12 protein-coding genes and 1 pseudogene are annotated in these 15,710 nt (G+C 73.7%); 7 read left to right on the forward strand and 6 right to left on the reverse strand.

Annotated elements, in window-relative coordinates; all coding sequences use genetic code 11:
* Positions 1-143: 143 nt before the first annotated feature.
* A complete protein-coding gene (locus tag K2224_RS28040; protein ID WP_221909997.1) occupies positions 144-1,115 on the forward strand; it encodes a D-alanyl-D-alanine carboxypeptidase family protein in 972 nt (323 codons plus the stop codon).
* Positions 1,116-1,149: 34 nt separating this feature from the next.
* On the opposite strand, the gene K2224_RS28045 is transcribed toward K2224_RS28040, so the two are convergent.
* Complete coding sequence (locus K2224_RS28045; RefSeq protein WP_221909998.1) at positions 1,150-1,713, reverse strand: DUF309 domain-containing protein; 564 nt, start codon at positions 1,711-1,713, stop codon at positions 1,150-1,152.
* A 107-nt stretch (positions 1,714-1,820) separates the two neighbouring features.
* The gene (locus K2224_RS28050; protein WP_221909999.1) at positions 1,821-2,150 is read right to left on the reverse strand and encodes a DUF427 domain-containing protein; all 330 of its coding nucleotides are present in this window, start codon (positions 2,148-2,150) and stop codon (positions 1,821-1,823) included.
* A gap of 279 nt (positions 2,151-2,429) precedes the next feature.
* Between K2224_RS28050 and K2224_RS28055 the strand changes: the two genes are divergently transcribed.
* Positions 2,430-3,578 carry a serine hydrolase gene (locus tag K2224_RS28055; RefSeq protein WP_260693525.1) on the forward strand — a complete coding sequence of 383 codons (1,149 nt, stop codon included), beginning with the start codon at positions 2,430-2,432 and terminating at the stop codon, positions 3,576-3,578.
* Between the two features lie 43 nt (positions 3,579-3,621).
* Here the strand turns inward: K2224_RS28055 and K2224_RS28060 are convergent, their stop codons facing one another.
* The 4 genes and pseudogenes from K2224_RS28060 to K2224_RS28075 form a co-directional block, all read right to left on the reverse strand.
* A complete protein-coding gene (locus tag K2224_RS28060) occupies positions 3,622-4,392 on the reverse strand; it encodes a GNAT family N-acetyltransferase (protein WP_221910001.1) in 771 nt (256 codons plus the stop codon).
* Between the two features lie 105 nt (positions 4,393-4,497).
* Positions 4,498-5,493 (reverse strand): 3-hydroxyacyl-CoA dehydrogenase NAD-binding domain-containing protein, encoded by a 996-nt coding sequence (locus K2224_RS28065; RefSeq protein ID WP_221911997.1) that lies wholly within the window; start codon positions 5,491-5,493, stop codon positions 4,498-4,500.
* 89 nt (positions 5,494-5,582) lie between these two features.
* Positions 5,583-6,482: a 3-keto-5-aminohexanoate cleavage protein gene (locus K2224_RS28070; protein ID WP_221910002.1), complete on the reverse strand. Its 900-nt coding sequence runs from the start codon at positions 6,480-6,482 to the stop codon at positions 5,583-5,585.
* A 184-nt stretch (positions 6,483-6,666) separates the two neighbouring features.
* A pseudogene (locus K2224_RS28075) lies at positions 6,667-7,483 on the reverse strand (TetR family transcriptional regulator C-terminal domain-containing protein); the annotation flags it as partial.
* A 279-nt stretch (positions 7,484-7,762) separates the two neighbouring features.
* On the opposite strand from K2224_RS28075, the gene K2224_RS28080 reads away from it, so the two are divergent.
* The 5 genes from K2224_RS28080 to K2224_RS28100 all read left to right on the forward strand — a co-directional run bounded on the left by K2224_RS28080 (position 7,763) and on the right by K2224_RS28100 (position 15,690).
* Positions 7,763-9,826, forward strand: coding sequence for a SpoIIE family protein phosphatase (locus K2224_RS28080; protein ID WP_221910003.1), 2,064 nt, complete (start codon positions 7,763-7,765; stop codon positions 9,824-9,826).
* Between the two features lie 79 nt (positions 9,827-9,905).
* Positions 9,906-11,288, forward strand: coding sequence for a glutamine synthetase family protein (locus tag K2224_RS28085; protein ID WP_221910004.1), 1,383 nt, complete (start codon positions 9,906-9,908; stop codon positions 11,286-11,288).
* The gene (locus tag K2224_RS28090) at positions 11,288-12,478 is read left to right on the forward strand and encodes an amidohydrolase family protein (protein ID WP_260693526.1); all 1,191 of its coding nucleotides are present in this window, start codon (positions 11,288-11,290) and stop codon (positions 12,476-12,478) included. The genes K2224_RS28085 and K2224_RS28090 overlap by 1 nt, the downstream gene beginning before the upstream one ends.
* A gap of 58 nt (positions 12,479-12,536) precedes the next feature.
* Positions 12,537-13,835 (forward strand): MFS transporter, encoded by a 1,299-nt coding sequence (locus K2224_RS28095; RefSeq protein WP_221910005.1) that lies wholly within the window; start codon positions 12,537-12,539, stop codon positions 13,833-13,835.
* A 457-nt stretch (positions 13,836-14,292) separates the two neighbouring features.
* Positions 14,293-15,690, forward strand: coding sequence for an NADP-dependent succinic semialdehyde dehydrogenase (locus tag K2224_RS28100; RefSeq protein WP_221910006.1), 1,398 nt, complete (start codon positions 14,293-14,295; stop codon positions 15,688-15,690).
* Positions 15,691-15,710 lie beyond the last annotated feature (20 nt).

A 15,710-nucleotide genomic window follows, 5' to 3' on the forward strand; every position in this document is an offset into this window, starting at 1 on the left:
CCGGTGTGCATCCCCCGTCGCACCGGGCGGGTCCCTCTTTGCGTCTGCGCAGACCCCCGCGGCACTCCGGCCGGAGTGCCGCCCCTTGGCCCGTCTGGCGCACCCGCGCTGCGCCCACCGCCGGCCCTTCTTAGCGTGATCTCATGGCATTTGACGCGCTTGTGTCCAAGAAGACCGGTGCGCTGGCACTGATTGCCGCCGCCGGTGTGTCCCTGACCCCCATACCGGCCGACGCCCGCTCCGCCGCGTCCCTGGCCCGTCAACCCGCGGCGAGCTCCCGGCACCTGCGCCGCGAACTCAGCGCCGTGGCCTGGCTGGTCGCCGACGTCAACAGCGGCAAGGTGCTGGCCTCCAAGAATCCGCACCGCAAACTCGCCCCGGCCAGCACCCTCAAGACCCTGTTCGCGGTCACCGTACTGCCCAAGTTCTCCGCCAAACGGGTGCGCCAGGTCAGCGCCGCCGACCTCTCCGGACTCGGCTCCGGCAGCAGCGTCGTCGGCATCCGCCAAGGAGGCCGCTACACCGTCGCCGACCTGTGGAACGGCGTCTTCCTGCGCTCCGGCAACGACGCGGTACACGTCCTCGCCGCCATGAACGGCGGCTGGTCGACCACCGCACGGCAGATGCAGCAGACCGCCCGCCGGCTCGGCGCTCGCGACACCTCGGTCAAGTCCCCGGACGGCTACGACGCCCCCGGCCAGGTGTCCTCCGCCTTCGACCTGACGGTCTTCGCCCGCGCCGGCCTCGCCAACGAGGACTTCGCCCGCTACTGCTCCACCACCCGCGCCGCCTTCCCGGCCGCCGGCGGCGGCACGGCCCAACTGGAGAACACCAACCGGATACTGGTGGGCTCGCACGGAATGGCCCGCTACCCCGGCATCATCGGTGTCAAGAACGGCTACACCAGCAAGGCCGGCAACACCCTGATCGCCGCCGCCCGCCGCAACGGCCACACCCTGATCGCCACCGTGCTCAACCCCCGGTCGGGCGAGGCCAACGGCGTCTACAAGGAAGCCGGGCAGCTGCTGGACTGGGGCTTCGAGCACGTGGCGCACTCCGAGCCGGTCGGCCGGAGCGGGCGCGATGACGAGGAGGAGGAAGAGGAGGACTTCTAGTGCCGTTGAGGCGGTGGCCCGCGGTATTCAGGGTTCAGGCGTGCCCGCGCAGTCGGGGTGCCGACTCGGCGGCCGAGACCGGACCGGCCGCCGCACCGCTCTCCGGGGCGGCCCCGGCCAGGCGCCCGGTGAGGTCCCGCGCCCAGGCCGTCAGCCCGGCGACGTCGACGCCGTACGGTGCGGCGGTGGCATACGGGGCGATGGCCGCGGCGCCGCGCTCCAGCAGCGCGGCGCCTCCCGTGACATTGCCGCGCGCCGCATGGGTGAGCCCCACGGCGAGCTGGGCCAGTCCCCGCCAGAGCGCCCGCTCGGCCTCGGGGGCGGCCTTCCAGGCGTCCTCCAGGACCTCGTGGGCATGGAACGGCAGCCCGTCGTCCAGGAGCCGCTGTGCCTCCGCCAGCGTCTCGTCCGGCGTACGGGGCACGCCCTCGGGCTGCCGGGCGATCCCCGGGGAACCGTAGGGCAGCGGGCGGCCCAGCCCGTCGCGGGGGCGGGCGTTACGGGCCCGCCCCCGCTCGTCGCGGTCACGGGGGCGCGGCGCGGCGGCGCCGTCCTCCTCGTTCCGGGTGGGCTCTCGGGGGTCCTCCGGGGCATTCACCCTTCGATTGTGCGCCGTGGAACGGTGCCGCGGTCTACGCGGGGTCCCGGCCAAGCCGCCGGCTCTCCGACCGGGCGGCCACGCGACCGCCCGCCGCCCCGCCGGACCTACGCCAACTGCACCTCGTAGAAGCAGAGATGATCCTTGATCTCCGCGACGCCGTCGTGCGGCTCGGGGTAGGCCCAGACGAGGTCCTCGGGGCCCTGTTCGAGTGACCAGTAGGAGGCGGTGCCCTTGAACGGGCACACCGTATGGGTCGCGGAGGGCGTCAGCAGATCCGTGCGGACATCCTCCGGCGGCAGGTAGTAGCGCACCGGACAACCGGTCTCGAAGAGCAGCAGCGGGCGCCGGCTCTCGGCCAGCAGCTGCTCGTTCACCACGACCCGGACGTGCTCGGTGCCTTGTTTGATCTCGATGCGATGGCCTTGCGTGGACACAGCCCTGATCTCCGTTCGCGAAGGGGACGGTACAACCTCAGGGTCGCATCCGGGACAGGTTCCGGGAGATCCCTGAGGTCGTCGCATCCCGCGATCGGCAGAGTGTCGGACATGACCTACGACACGTTCTCAACCATCCGGGCCGCGGCATCGTCGACCCGGCTCGCAACACCCCAGTCCGCGACCCCTTCCTCTCATCTCCGTGCTCCGTCTCCTTCCTCCCCGACCTCCTCCTCAAGGCCGTCTCGCCCATCCCGCAGAGCGGTCGTCGGTGCGGCGTTGGCCGGTGCGGCGGCACTCACCGCCTTCGGGCCGGCGCGCACCGCCACCGCCGCGGCGCCCCGACGCCTCCGTCCACCCGTCTCACCCACCCCGCTCCCCCCGCTGGACACCGAGGCCCTGCGTGCCGCGATCGGCGACCTGGCACACCCCGAGGCCACCGGCGCCCAGCTGCGGGTCTCCGGCTCGGCAGGCCGCTGGTACGACACCGCCGGCGTCGCCGACCGGGCGAGCGGTCGACCGATCCGCGAGCACGACGCCTTCCGCATCGGCAGCATCACCAAAGTCTTCGTCGCCACGGTGATCCTTCAACTGGCCGCCGAACACCGGCTGGTGCTCGACGCCCCGGTGCAGCGCCATCTCCCCGGTCTCCTCCCGGCCGCGTTCCCAGCCATCAGCGTCACCCAGCTGCTGAACCACACCAGTGGACTGCCCGACGAGACCGGCGACGGCGTACCGGACCTCTCCACTCCCGAGGCCGTCGTCCGCCACCGCTACGACAGATGGACTCCGGAGCAACTGGTCTCCCAGGTCTCGCACGGCTCGATGAAATTCGACCCGGGCAGCAAGCAGGAGTACCGCGGGATCAACTACGTGCTCCTGGCCCTGCTCATCGAGCGCCTGACCGGCCGCCGTTACGGCGAGGCGATCACCGACCGCATCCTGAGCCCGCTGGGTCTCCGGCAGACCTCCCTGCCCGGCCGGGACCCCCGCATCCACGGCCCTCATATCCACGGCTATCTGCGTATGACCGACGGCAGGATGGTCGACATCACCGACTACGACCAGACATCCGCCTGGGGCGAGGGCGAGATGATATCGACCATCGGCGACCTGGAGCGTTTCCAGACCGCCCTGTTCTCCGGGATGCTGCTGCCGCGGCCGATCCTGGAGCGCATGTTCACCCTGCCCGACGGCGTACGCATGGTCGACGGCACCCCGGCCCGCTTCGGCGCCGGTCTGCAGACCGTCACGGTGAACGGCATCACGCTGTGGGGGAAGACCGGCGAACGGTACGGCTACTCCTCGTTCATGGTCGCCACCCGCGACCAACGGCGCCGCGTCGTCTTCACGTTCAACCCGACGCACCGGGACGCCACCCAGTCCCAGATGACGCTCCGCGTCGCCGAGGCGTTGACGAAGGGCTGAGCCGAGAGGCTCCTGGAGAGTGTTCAGGGCTTCATGGTCATGGTCATGGTCGTGGTGTGAGGGAGTGTTCGGTGAAGCGGCCGCAGGAGCGGAAGCCCAGCCGGCGGTAGACGGGCTCGCCGTCCGCGGAGGCTTGGAGGACGGCGATGCCGGTGCCCCCGGCGCGGGCCGTGTGGAGTGCGGCCAGGGTGAGGGCGGTGCCGTAGCCGCGCCTGCGGTGCGTGGTCAGGGTGCAGATGTTGTAGATACCGGCGACGCCGGCGTTGTGGAAGACCTCGGCCGAGGCGACCGGGCGGCCATCGGTGTAGCCGACGAGATGGCGGGCCGGACTGCCGGGCGCGAGCGCCTGCCGGGCGGTGCGGTCGTGGAAACGGAGGACGGTGTCGGCGGGCGGGTCCCAGTTCGCGGCGAGGACCGCGGCGTAGTGCGAGAGCTGTTCGGGGGTGGTCACCTGCCGGATGTCCAGGAGGCCGGGAGGCGGGGAAGGGAGGGAGTCGCCGAGTTCGGCCCACATGGCCGTCTCGTGGGCGGACGGCGGAAGGCCGGTCTGGGCCAGCCGTGCGGCCAGGTCCGGCGGTGTCGAGGCGGGGCCGACCCACCAGGAGAAGGGGCGGCCGGTCTCGGCCACCGCGCGCACGGTCGCGGAGATCCGTGCCGAGGCGGTGGCGGGGGTGAAGCGGGCCGCGGCGACGATGTTGAAGGTGTCGTCGGCGAGACCGCTGTCGGCGACGAGGAGGTCGGCCGCCTCCGTGACGGTCGCGCCTGCCAGGTTCCGGTGCAGATGGCAGGCGTGCTCGGCCAGGTTCCGTTCCATCCTGGCCGACAGCTCGCCTGCATCGGGGAGAGGAGTGTGTTCATGACGCATGGTTGCCGATCAGAACATGCCCGCGTTCGGGCGGCACGTTGATTTCGGGCGTCATCAGGCTGGGCTCCCGGGGGCGTTGGGGTTCGTGGGGTGGGGGAGGCGGTTGGTGGCGCGGAGGATGTTGATGACGCCCTGGTCGCGTTCGGCCACGAGGTCGGCGTAGGTGCGGTCGCCGGCGGCCGTCGCACAGCCGTCGACCATGGCGTCGCGGAGGGCGCGGTCCAGTTCGGGGGCCTCCAGGCGGGTCCAGGGGGACTTCAGTGAGGGGCCGAAGTGGTCGAGCATATGGGCCATGCCGCCCTCGCCGCCGGCCAGTGCGAAGGTCAGGCAAGGGCCCATGAACGCCCAGCGCAGGCCCGGCCCTTCGGTGATGGACGCGTCGATGTCCTCGACCGTGGCCTCGCCGTTGGCGACCATGTGCAGGGCCTCGCGCCACAGTGCCTCCTGGAGGCGGTTGGCTATGAAGCCGGGGAGTTCGCGGTCCATGGTGAGGACCGACTTGCCGGCGCGTTCGTAGAAGCGGGCCGCCCAGGTCACGGCCGCGGGGTCGGTGCGGGTGCCGCCGACGACCTCGACGAGCGGGATCAGGTACGGCGGGTTGAAGGGGTGGCCGACGACCAGGCGGGACGGGTCGGCCGCCGCGGTCTGCAGGTCGGTCATCGGGTAGCCGGAGGTGGAGGAGGCGATGACCACGCCGGGAGGTGTGGCGACGTCCAGTTCGGCGAGCAGCGCGCGCTTCAACTCCAGGTTCTCCGGGGCGCTTTCCTGGACGAAGTCGGCGTCGGCGACGGCCTCGGCGAGGGTCGTGGCGAACGTCAGCCGGTCCGGGGAGGCGCCGTCGGCGAGGCCCAGCAGCTCCAGGGCGGGCCAGGCGGCGGTGACCAGGCGGTGGAGCCTCTCCGCGGCGTCCTCGGCGGGGTCCCAGGCGGTGACGTCGTAGCCGCGGGCGAGGAAGTGGGCGACCCAGCCGCCGCCTATGACGCCGGCGCCGATACAGGCCACCCGGCGGGCGGACCCGGGGGAGAGGGAGGGGGAGGGCGAGAAGGGCATGGTGCGGCCTCCTGGGTGGGTGTGTGGGGGCGCTGGGCCCGGGGCCCAGGGGCCGGCTCCGGCCCGGCGCCTGGTGGCCCGGCCCGGGATCAGGTGCGCGGCTTCAGGCCCAGGCGGGTGCGGGCCTGGTCCGGGGTGGCGACGGTGGCGCCGAGGAGTTCGGTGATCTGGACGGCGCGTTCGACGAGTTGGGCGTTGGTGGCCTTGACGCCGCGGCTGAGGTAGAGGTTGTCCTCCAGGCCGACGCGGACGTTGCCGCCGAGGAGGATCGACTGGGCGACCCAGGGCATCTGCATCCGGCCGAGCGCGAAACTGGCCCACTGGGCGCCCTCGGGCAGCATGTTCACCATCGACTGGAGCACGCCGGGGTCGGCCGGGGCGCCCCACGGTATGCCCATGCACAGCTGGAAGACGGTGGGGTCGTCCAGCAGACCCTCGGCGAGCAGTTGCCTGGCGAACCACAGCTGGCCGGTGTCGAAGATCTCCAACTCCGGCCGGACGCCGAGTTCCTGGATCCGCCGGGCGCCGGCCCGCAGCATGTCGGGCGTGGAGACGTAGAGGGTGGAGCCGTCGCCGAAGTTGAGCGAGCCGCAGTCCAGGGTGCAGATGTCGGGGAGCAGGTCCTCGACGTGCGGGAGCCGTTCCAGGCCGCTGACCAGGTCGGTTCCCGGCAGCTGGGTGAGCGGGCGCTCGGGGTCGATGACCAGGTCGCCGCCCATGCCGGCGGTGAGGTTGATGACGACGTCGGTGCCGGTCTGCTTGATGCGGTCGACGACCTCGGCGTAGAGGCGGGGGTCGCGGGCCGGGTCGCCGGTCTCCGGGTCGCGTACGTGGATGTGCACCACCGCGGCGCCCGCGGCGGCCGCTGCGACGGCGGACTCGGCGATCTGCTCGGGTGTCACGGGGACGTGCGGGGAGCGGCGGACGGTGTCGCCGGCGCCGGTGAGGGCGCAGGTGATGATGACCTCGTCGGTGGGGGCGGTGGCCATGGGGTCCCTTCGGTCGGAGGGGCGGGTGGGGCGCGTGGGTGGCGAGTAGGGAGTGGCGAGCGGAGGACGCCCCGCCGGGAATCCATCGGGAATCCATCGGGAATCCATCCCGAACCGAACGCCCCCGTCCCCTGGAGACCCCACCCCCCAGCCCCTTCCGCAGCCCCGCCCCGCCGTCCGGTTCGTTCTCCACGAAGGTCAGCAGGGTGGTGTGCATGGTGTCGGGGCTGGTGCTGTCGGGGGCGGTGGCCAGGCAGTCGATGAGCGCGGTGGGCGGAGGGCGGTGACCTCGGGGTCGAGGGGGCGGAAGGCACCCTGGTCGACGCCGCGTCGGAGGACGTCGGCGACGGTGCTGCGCCGCTGCCGGTAGCAGCGCTCGTGGAGGCGTCCCACGGCGGTGTCGCGGGCGGTCTGTGCCCACAGGTCGAGCCAGACCAGCCACGGTCGGCGCTGCTGTGCGGTGCGCGGGGTCTGGAGGGCGATCAGATGCAGGAGTTCGGCGCGGGCGTCGGGGGCGGCGGCTAGCTCCGGTCGTCAAACTCCCGTCTGCCGTCCGGCGCCCGGCCCGCCCTCCGGGCGAACGGCGGGGGTTTGACGACAGGACCTGGTCCGCCGCCGCGGCGTTCGGCGTCCTCGTCCGTGCACCAGCGGACGGCGGCCTCCAGGAGTTCGTCGCGGCCGGGGAAGTGGTAGTGGACGGCGGCCGGGCTGGTGCCGCAGGCGGCGATGTCGGCCGGGCCGCGTTCCGGCGGTGCCGCGGGGCGTTCCGGGGCGTCGAGCAGCCAGCCGGTGTCCACCCCGCCGATGTCGGCGGGCCGGACGATCTCGGCGAGCGGGAAGCGCCGGGTGCCGCCCAGCGGACGGGACGGTTTGGACGGGGCCATCACGATCCGGCGGGCGAACTCCCGATGGCTGCGGCCGAACCGCGTGATCACCTGCCGGACGCGTTCGATGACGTGTCCGGTGTCGTCGGCGATCCGGCCCCCGGGGTCTTCGTCCATGGCCGGGGACGCTAACAGCGCGTGGAGAACACCACAACACTCGGCGACGGGGTTGGCGGAGAAAGACACTGCTCCGACGTGATGTGGGGGTGGTGGTGTTGGGAGATGGCTGATGCGGGAGTCAGTGGTGTTGCGGGTGGGGCGGTCGGCGGGGCGACGGACGGGGCGCCGGAGGGGGTCTGGAAGGTGTGGTGGAGGGGGTGGTGGAGGGGCGCGTACGGGAGCATGCCGGAAACACTGGACAAGCCGCGACAAGGGTGTGTGTGGCACAGTGACGGCATGGCTGACCGGGGAGCGCAGCAGCCCACCGTGTCGGTGCCGGACGACTGGCCCGCCCACCCGGACCTGACCCTGGCCCTCAACGGCATGGGCGGCTTCGACTGGGACCTCGACAGCGGGCTGATGCATCTGGATCCGCCCGCGCTGGAGGTTTTCGACCTCCGGCCCAGCGAGTACGACGACCGCCCGGAGACCCTCGGCTGCCGGGTGCCGGGCTACGAGGCGGCCCGGCTCGACGCCCTGGTGGCCCGCGCGCTCAAGGACGGCAGCCACTCCTACGGCGCCTACTTCCGGATCCGGCTCCGGGACGGCGGGCTGCGCTGGACGCACGCCCAGGGCAGCATCCGCCGCGACCCCACCGGCCGGCCCCGCCGCGTCATCGGCGTGGTCCGGGACGCCACCGACGAGTACGCCCACGCCGCCGAGCGGCTCGCGGTCACCGAGGAGCGCCGGCGGCACACCAGCATCGTCGAGCGCACCACCGCCGCCCTGGCGCACGCCCGCACGGTCGGCGAGGTGATCGGCGTCCTGGCCGACGAGCAGGGGCTGAGCCGGCTGGGCGCCGAGAACATCATCCTGGGCCTGGTCGAGGCCGGTCGGATCCGGCTGGTCTCCGAGGGCAGGGCGGGCAGCTTCGTCCCGGACCTGGAGTACACCAGGGTCGGCGACGAGTTCCCGATGAGCGAGGTGGTGCGGACCCTCACCCCGCGCTTCGTGCACAGCCGGGAGGAGTTCCGCACCCACTATCCGCGGCTGTGGCCGGCCATCGAGCCGCTCAACGTCAGCTCCGGCGCGTATCTGCCGCTGATCGCCCAGGGCCGCCCGATCGGGGTGATCGGGCTGTTCTTCGAGCGTGAGAGCGACTTCCAGGACCAGGAGCGCAACGTGCTGGTGGCGCTGGGCAGCAGCATCGCGCAGAGCCTGGCCCGGGCGATGCTCTACGACCAGGAGCACGAGATCGCCGCGGGCCTCCAGCAGGCCATGCTGCCGCGCCGGATCCCCGGCTTCCCCGAGGCGCAGATCGCGGTCCGCTACCGCTCGGCCCGGATGGGCCGGCACATCGGCGGCGACTGGTACGACGTGATCCCGCTGCCGGACGGACGGGTCGCCGCGGTCATCGGCGACGTCCAGGGCCACGACACCCAGGCCGCCGCCCTCATGGGGCAGCTGCGGATCGTGCTGCGCGCCTACGCCGCCGAGGGGCACGCGCCGGCCACCGTGATGGCCCGCGCCTCGGCGTTCCTCAACGAACTGGACACCGACCGCTTCGCCACCTGCACCTATGTCGACGCGGACCTGAGCACCGGCGCCGCCCGTTTCGTCCGGGCCGGCCATCTCGACCCCATGGTGCGGCACGCCGAGGGCATCTGCCGCCGGCTGCCGGTGGCCGGCGGGCTGCCGCTCGGCCTCTCCTCGGAGTTCCGGCTGCTGGACTACCCCGTCACCACCGTCCACCTGGCCCCCGGCGACACCCTGGTGCTGTGCACGGACGGTCTGGTGGAGGAACCGGGTGCCGACCTCGACGCCGGACTGGCGCAACTGGCCCGGGAGGTCCGGGACGGCCCGCAGGACGTCCAGCAACTGGCCGACCGGCTCTGCGAGTCGGCGGACGACCGGCAGGGCGAGGACGACATGGCGCTGCTCCTGCTGCGCCGGCTCGGCCCGCCCGAGCACGACACGGTCGGCCGCTTCCGGCAGCACGTCGCCCCGGCCGATCCCGCGGGGCTCTCCGCCGCCCGGCACATGATCCGCGACGCGGTCCGGGCCTGGGGCGCCCGCGAGCGCACCGAGGAGATCGAGCTGGTCGCCGACGAGTTGATCACCAACGCCCTGCTGCACACCGACGGCGAGGCGGTGGTCACCGTCCGGATGCCGCACGGTGCCGAACGGCGGCTGCGGGTGGAGGTCGAGGACGGCGCCAGCAGCCTGCCGCGCCGCCGCGAGCCGGGCGAGGCCGGCGTCTCCGGCCGGGGCCTGCTGCTCGTCGACCGGCTGGCGGATGTGTGGGGAGTGGAACCGCGCGGCGGCGGAAAGTGCGTATGGTGCGAGTTCAACTGCCCGTGACCGGGAAGGCCCTGGCCCGACCGGCACACAGCGGGCACGGGCGCCGAGGGATCGGCACGGCCACGTGAGGACTTGCACTATGGGATCGCGGGCGGAACAGCGCGAGAGCGCCCGCCAGTCGGCGGCGCGGCTCGACTCGGAGGGGGTCGGCAATGTCGCGCTGACGTGGGTGGACAACGCGGGCATCAACCGCGTCAAGGCCGTGCCGACGCAGCGGCTGGCGGACGCCGCGACACGGGGCGTCGGCATGTCGCCGGTGTTCGACGTCTTCACCTCCGCCGACGGCATCACCGCCTCCGACCACCTCGGCGGACCCGACGGCGATCTGCGGCTCTTCCCCGACCTGGAGCGGCTCACCGCCCTTGCCGCGCAGCCGGGTTGGGCCTGGGCGCCGGCCGACCGCTACGACCAGCAGGGCCGGCCGCACCCCGCCTGCCAGCGGCTGTTCGCCCGCCGGATGGCCGACCGGGCGGCCGCCGCGGGCCTGGAGGTGCGGATGGGCTTCGAGACGGAGTGGGTGGTCGCCCGCGTCCCGCAGGGCCCCGCCGACGCCGGGCGGCTCGACTACCCCACCACCGCCCCCGCCTACGGCATGGCCCGGGTCGTGGCACTCTCCGACTACCTCCGCGACGTCACCGAGGCCCTCACCGTCCAGGGCGTCGAGGTCCTCCAGCTCCACCCCGAGTACGCGCCCGGCCAGTTCGAGGTCAGCACCGCGCCCGCCGACCCGGTGCGCGCCGCCGACGACGTCGTCCTGGTCCGCGAGACGATCCGCGCGGTCTCCGCCCGGCACGGGCTGCGCGCCTCCTTCGCCCCGTCCGTCGTCGCCGGCGAGGTCGGCAACGGCTGCCATCTGCACCTCGGCCTCTACCGCGACGGCACCAGCCTGCACCGGGCCGCCGACGCCGACTGGTCCCTGGCGCCGGACGCCACCGCGTTCCTCGCCGGTGTCCTGGACGCACTGCCCGCCCTGCTCGCCATCGGCTGCCCCTCGCCCGCCAGTTACCTGCGGCTGCAGCCCTCGCACTGGGCCGGGGTCTACCAGTGCTGGGGCGTGGAGAACCGCGAGGCCGCGCTCCGGCTGGTGATCGGCGCCCCCGACGAGCCCGACGGCGGGCACGCCGAGGTCAAGACCTTCGACGCCGCCGCCAACCCCTACCTCGCCGTCGGCACGGTGCTCGCCGCCGGGCTGCACGGCATCGACACCGCGGCCCGCCTGCCCGCCCCGCAGACCGGCGACCCCGGTGTCCTCGGCGTCCGCGAGCGCGCCCGGCGCGGCATCGTCCGGCTGCCCGCCACCCTCACCGAAGCCGCCGACCGGTTCGAGAAGTCGGCGCCGCTGCGGGAGGCGCTCGGCGAGGTGCTGCACGGCGCGGTGCTCGCGGTCCGGCGGGCCGAGGAGGCCCACTACGCCGCGTACGAGCCGGCGGAGATCGCCGCGGCCACCCGCTGGTGCTGGTGATGGCCGCGCACGCCCCGGGGCCCGGCGCCCCCGACGTGCTGGCCGGACTCCCGCCGCTGGTGGACCACCACTGCCACGGGGTGGTCCGCCACGAACCGGACCCGGGGACGTTCGCCGCCTTCCTCACCGAGTCGGACCGGCCGCCCGCGGCGGGCACCACGTTCCTCGACACCCAGACCGGCTTCGCGGTCCGCCGCTGGTGCCCGCCGCTGCTCGACCTGCCTACGCACTGCCCGCCCGAGCGCTATCTGGCCCGTCGCCGCGAACTGGGCCCGGACGAGACCCGGCGGCGGCTGCTGTCCGCCACCGGGATCGGCGCCTACCTCGTCGACACCGGCCTGCCCGGCGACCTGACCGGACCGGCGGAGACGGCCGGCGCGGGCGGCGGCACCGGACATGAGGTGGTGCGGCTGGAGGCCCTGGCCGAACGGACCGCGGCCGCACACCGCGGAGGCGGCGGGGCCGGCACCGCGGACGCCGCCGAGGAGTTCACCGACGCCCTGGACCGTGCCGTGCGCGCGGCGGCGCACACCGCGATCGCCTTCAAGTCGGTGGCCGCCTACCGCCACGGCCTCGCCCTGGACCCCCGGCCGCCGGGCCCGGACGCGGTGCGCGCCGCCGCCCGCGACTGGCTCGCCGCGGGCGCGCCCCGCCTCACCGACCCCGTCCTGCTGCGCCACCTCATCTGGCGGGCCGTCGCCACCGGCCGCCCGCTCCAACTCCACACCGGCTTCGGCGATCCGGACCTGAGGCTGGACCACGCCGATCCGACGCTGCTCACCGACCTCGTCCGGGCCACCGCGGACACCGGCACCGACCTGGTGCTGCTGCACTGCTACCCGTACCACCGGCAGGCCGCCTACCTCGCCGGGGTCTTCCCGCACGTCCACGCCGACGTCGGGCTGACGCTCACCCACATCGGTCCGCGGGCGCCCGCGGTGCTCGCCGAGTTCCTGGAGCTGGCGCCGTTCGGCAAGTTGCTGTTCTCCACCGACGCCTACGGGCTGCCGGAGCTGTACGTGGTCGGCAGCGCGCTGTTCCGGACGGCGCTGGGGGAGGTGCTGGGCGAATGGACCGCGTCCGGGGCGTGGTCGGAGGCGGACGCCCGGCGGGTCGCGGCGATGCTGGCGGCGGACAACGCACGGCGGGTGTACGGGCTGGACGGCGCCGGCGGGACGGTCGACCGGTAAGGGTCCCTCGGGCCCTGCGCCTATTCCCTCGTGGCCGGGCGGCGTGGTTTACTGCCGCGTGCCCAGTACAACCACCTCCGACGCCCCGGCCGGCGACCAGGCCGAAAAGCCCCGAATACCGTTGCACGGACGGATATTCGCCGACCTGACCCCGCTGCGCACCTCGGCCGACTACCGCCGCCTGTGGTGCGGCAACACCGTCTCCTGGATGGGCCAGCAGATGACCGCCCTCGCGGTCTCCCTCCAGGTCTACGCCCTCACCCGCTCCACCTTCGCCGTCGGCCTGGTGGGTCTGTGCTCCCTGGTCCCGCTGGTCGTCTTCGGGCTCTACGGCGGCGCCATCGCCGACACCGTCGACCGCCGCAAACTGGGCCTGGCCAGCGCCGCCGGCGCCACCGCGCTGTCCGTCACGCTGGCCGCCGCGGCCCTGGCCGGCTACCACCACGTCTGGCTGCTCTACACCGTCGTCGCGCTGCAGGCCGTCTGCTTCGCGATGAACTCCCCGGCCCGCTCGTCGATGATCCCCCGGCTGCTGCCCACCGAACAGCTGCCGGCCGCCAACGCCCTCCAGTCGCTCACCACCAACCTCGGCCTGATGGGCGGCCCGATGCTCGGCGGCGTGATCGTCGGCATGTGGGGCTACCAGGCGGCCTACCTCATCGACGTGGTCGCCTTCACCGCCTCGCTCTACGCGATGTGGCGGCTGCCCGCGATGCGGCCCGACCAGGGCGAGGGGCCCGCCCGCCGGGCCTCCGTCCTGGACGGCCTGCGCTTCCTCGCCACCCGCCCCAACCTGCGGATGACGTTCTTCTCCGACCTCGCGGCGATGGTGCTGGCCCAGCCCCGGGCGCTGTTCCCGGCGATCGCCGCGCTCTGGTTCGGCGGTGACGCCAAGACCGTCGGCCTGCTGGTCGCCGCTCCCGCGATCGGCGCCGTGCTGGGCGGGCTGTTCTCCGGCTGGCTCGGCGGCATCCGCCGGCACGGCCTGGCCATCCTGCTCTCGGTGGCCTCCTGGGGCGCTGCCGTCGCCGCCTTCGGCCTCTCCCGCCACCTGTGGTTGGGCCTGTTCTTCCTGGCTGCCGCGGGCTGTGCGGACACCGTCTCGATGGTGTTCCGCAGCACCATGCTCCAGGCCGCCACCCCGGACGAGATGCGCGGCCGCCTCCAGGGCGTCTTCGTCGTGGTGGTCGCCGGCGGCCCGCGGCTCGGCGACTTCCTCGCCGGTTCCGCGGCCGATCTGACCTCGCCCGCCGTCGCGGTGATCGGCGGCGGTCTGGCCTGCGTCCTGGTCGTCACCGCGCTGGGGCTGGGCCGGCGCTCCTTCGCCCGCTACGACGCCCGGGACCCGCGGCCGTGAAGCCGCCGGAGTCCGCCGTGCACACGGGCCATGAACGGGCCAGACTCGGGTACGGGGGCTCATAGAGCCACCTGTCGTCCCGAACCGGAGGCCCGTCGTGCAGCGGCAAGATCTCGTCCGCCGTGCCCGCCCACCCGACTGCGACCGGCAGCCCCCGCCGATCCCCCCGGACCCCGGAGGCCCACCGCCCGGGCCCGTACCGGAGCCCCCGCCCGGCCCCGTCCCGGAGCCGCCACCGGGCCCCGTCCCGCCCGAACCGCTGCCGGGGCCGCCCGAACCGCCGGCGCCGCCCGAGCCGATCCCCCCGGACCCCTCGACGGTGCCGCGCCCACCCGGGCCCGACCCCGACCCGGTCCCGGAGCCGTCCCCGTCCCCGCGGCCGCTCGGCGGGACGCCGTCCCCGCGCCCGTAGGGCACATCGCCGCGCCCCGACCACTTCGCCAAGGAGGTGCCGCACATGGCCATCGCCACGGTCAACCCGGCCACCGGCGAGACCCTCAAGACCTTCGACGCGCTCAACGCGGGCGAGATCGAGGACCGCCTGGTCCGCGCCGACCAGGCGTACCAGCTCCACCGCACCACGTCCTTCGCCCGCCGCGCCGAACTCCTGCACCGCGCCGCCGACCTGCTCCAGGCCGACCAGGACGGCGTCGCCCGCACCGTCACCACCGAGATGGGCAAGCCCCTCGCCCAGGCCCGCGCCGAGGCCGCCAAATGCGTCAAGGCGATGCGCTGGTACGCCGACCACGCCGAGGCGCTGCTCGCCGACGAACGGCCCGACCCCGCCGACGTCCACGACTCCGGCGCGGTCCGCGCGGTGGTGTGCTACCGCCCGATCGGCACCGTCCTCGCGGTGATGCCGTGGAACTTCCCACTCTGGCAGGTCGTGCGGTTCGCCGCCCCGGCCCTCATGGCCGGCAACACCGGACTGCTCAAACACGCCTCCAACGTCCCGCAGACCGCGCTCTATCTGGAAGAGCTGTTCCGCCGTGCCGGCTACCCCGACGGCTGCTTCCTGACCCTGCTGATCGGCTCCGGCGCCGTCGAGGACGTCCTGCGCGACCCGCGGATCGCCGCCGCCACCCTCACCGGCAGCGAACCCGCCGGCCGCTCGGTCGCCGCGATCGCCGGCGACGAGATCAAGAAGACCGTCCTCGAACTCGGCGGCAGCGACCCCTATGTCGTCCTCCCCTCCGCCGACCTCGACAAGGCAGCCCGGGTCGCGGTCACGGCCCGCGTCCAGAACAACGGCCAGTCCTGCATCGCCGCCAAGCGGTTCATCGTCCACAACGACGTCTACGACGCCTTCGCCGAACGGTTCACCGCGGGCATGGCCGCGCTGACCGTCGGCGACCCGATGGACGAGGCCACCGACGTCGGCCCGCTCTCCAGCGAGCAGGGCCGCTCCGACCTGGAGGAGCTGGTCGACGACGCGGTCCACCAGGGCGCCCGGGCGCGGTGCGGCGGCCGCCGCCCGCCCGACCGGCACGCCGGGTGGTTCTACGAGCCGACCGTGCTCACCGGCGTCACCCCGAGCATGCGGATCCACCACGAGGAGGCGTTCGGCCCGGTGGCCACGCTCTACCGCGTCGCCGACCTGGACGAGGCGGTCGCGCTCGCCAACGACACGCCGTTCGGCCTGAGTTCCAACGCCTGGACCCGGGACGCCGACGAGCAGCGGCGGCTGGCCCGGGACCTCCAGGCCGGCGGGGTGTACTTCAACGGCATGACCGCCTCCCACCCCGGCCTGCCGTTCGGCGGCGCCAAGCGCTCCGGCTACGGCCGGGAGCTGTCCGGCCACGGCATGCGGGAGTTCTGCAACATGACGACGGTGTGGTACGGACCGGAGGAGTGACCTGCGCCGGCGGCCGGGCC

The organism is Streptomyces sp. BHT-5-2 (genome assembly GCF_019774615.1).
Taxonomy (GTDB): Bacteria; Actinomycetota; Actinomycetes; order Streptomycetales; family Streptomycetaceae; genus Streptomyces.

Excerpts from the sequence above, each read along its gene's own strand:
- K2224_RS28040 (WP_221909997.1), top strand. The coding sequence starts at position 144 with ATGGCATTTGACGCGCTTGTGTCCAAGAAGACCGGTGCGCTGGCACTG.
- K2224_RS28060 (WP_221910001.1), bottom strand. The coding sequence starts at position 4,392 with ATGGAACGGAACCTGGCCGAGCACGCCTGCCATCTGCACCGGAACCTG.
- K2224_RS28065 (WP_221911997.1), bottom strand. The coding sequence starts at position 5,493 with ATGCCCTTCTCGCCCTCCCCCTCCCTCTCCCCCGGGTCCGCCCGCCGG.
- K2224_RS28070 (WP_221910002.1), bottom strand. The coding sequence starts at position 6,482 with ATGGCCACCGCCCCCACCGACGAGGTCATCATCACCTGCGCCCTCACC.
- K2224_RS28080 (WP_221910003.1), top strand. The coding sequence starts at position 7,763 with ATGGCTGACCGGGGAGCGCAGCAGCCCACCGTGTCGGTGCCGGACGAC.
- K2224_RS28085 (WP_221910004.1), top strand. The coding sequence starts at position 9,906 with ATGGGATCGCGGGCGGAACAGCGCGAGAGCGCCCGCCAGTCGGCGGCG.
- K2224_RS28090 (WP_260693526.1), top strand. The coding sequence starts at position 11,288 with ATGGCCGCGCACGCCCCGGGGCCCGGCGCCCCCGACGTGCTGGCCGGA.
- K2224_RS28100 (WP_221910006.1), top strand. The coding sequence starts at position 14,293 with ATGGCCATCGCCACGGTCAACCCGGCCACCGGCGAGACCCTCAAGACC.